The 1,296-nt window shown below is 66.0% G+C and carries 1 protein-coding gene; it reads left to right on the top strand.

Features of this window, described 5'->3' with window-relative positions:
• Positions 1–68: 68 nt before the first annotated feature.
• The gene (locus tag G4D87_RS37855) at positions 69–1,280 is read left to right on the top strand and encodes an ISAzo13 family transposase (protein ID WP_163787605.1); all 1,212 of its coding nucleotides are present in this window, start codon (positions 69–71) and stop codon (positions 1,278–1,280) included.
• Positions 1,281–1,296 lie beyond the last annotated feature (16 nt).

Below are 1,296 nucleotides of genomic sequence, written 5' to 3'. Positions count from 1 at the left end.
AGGGCCCGCTCAGGAATTAGTTAGCCGAATAGGGGAATAGCCAGAGGGGCCGAGCGCGTTGGCCGGGTATGGACGCGGAAAAGGCCGTGGCGGAGCGATACCAGGCACTTCGAGATGTCATGGATGAGCGGGTGACGCGCCGCTGGGCAGGCGCCGAAGCACTCGCTCTGGGGCGAGGGGGCGTCACGGCGGTCGCCCGGGCGACGGGCTTGGCGCGCATGACGGTGCGCGCGGGGCGCGACGAGGCGAGCGGGAAGAGGCCACCAGGAGAGCTGGTGCGGGTGCGGCGAAAGGGAGCGGGCCGCCCCTCGGCGGAAGTGGCCCAGCCGGGGCTGACGGAAACCCTGGAGTCGCTGGTGGACCCGGTGACTCGGGGAGACCCGGAGTCGCCGCTGCGCTGGACGTGCAAGAGCACGAGGGTGCTGGCCGCGGAACTGGGGAAGCAGGGCTATGAAGTGAGCCCGCAGAAGGTGGGCGAGCTGCTCAAAAGCCAGGGCTACAGCTTGCAGTCCGGCGCCAAGTCGTTGGAGGGAGAGTCGCACCCTGACCGCAACGCCCAGTTCGAGCACATCAACGCCCAGGTGCGGGAGTTCCAGAGTCGGGGGCAGCCGGCCATTTCGGTGGACACCAAGAAGAAGGAGTTGGTGGGGGAGTTCAAGAATGGAGGCCGCGAATGGCAGCCGGCAGGGGCGCCGGTGCTGAGCCTGACGCATGACTTCCCGGACACGGCGGTGGGCAAGGCGATTCCCTATGGCGTGTACGACCTTGGGGACAACAGCGCATGGGTGTCGGTGGGGGTGGACCACGACACGCCCGTCTTCGCCGTCAACAGCATCGGCGCCTGGTGGCGCAAAATGGGCCAGGAGCGCTATCCCGAGGCGAAGGAGTTGCTGGTGACGGCAGACTCGGGCGGCAGCAACAGCGCGCGAAGCCGGGTGTGGAAGGCAGAGTTGCAGCGGTTGGCGGACGCGACGGGGCTGTCCATCAGCGTCTGTCATTTCCCTCCCGGTACGAGCAAGTGGAACAAGGTGGAGCATCGCCTCTTCAGCCACATCAGCATGAATTGGAGAGGCCGTCCGCTGGAGGACTACGAGACGGTGGTGAACCTCATCGGCACTACGACTACCGCCAAGGGCCTGAAGGTGAAAGCGCGGCTGGACCGGCGGCGCTACCGCACGGGAGTCAGCGTCTCTCAGGCAGCCATGCATCAACTCCGCCTCGTCCGCTCAGACTTTCATGGGGACTGGAACTACGTCCTCAAGCCCAATTCGGATAAGTAATTTCTGATCGGGCCCT

The organism is Myxococcus vastator (assembly GCF_010894475.1).
Classification (GTDB): Bacteria; Myxococcota; Myxococcia; order Myxococcales; family Myxococcaceae; genus Myxococcus; species Myxococcus vastator.
The sequence above is the reverse complement of the archived record's forward strand: the minus strand, read 5'-3'. Positions and strand labels throughout refer to the sequence as shown.

Bases quoted from the DNA above. Each gene is read 5' to 3' on its own strand.
- G4D87_RS37855 (WP_163787605.1), top strand. From the start codon at position 69: ATGGACGCGGAAAAGGCCGTGGCGGAGCGATACCAGGCACTTCGAGAT.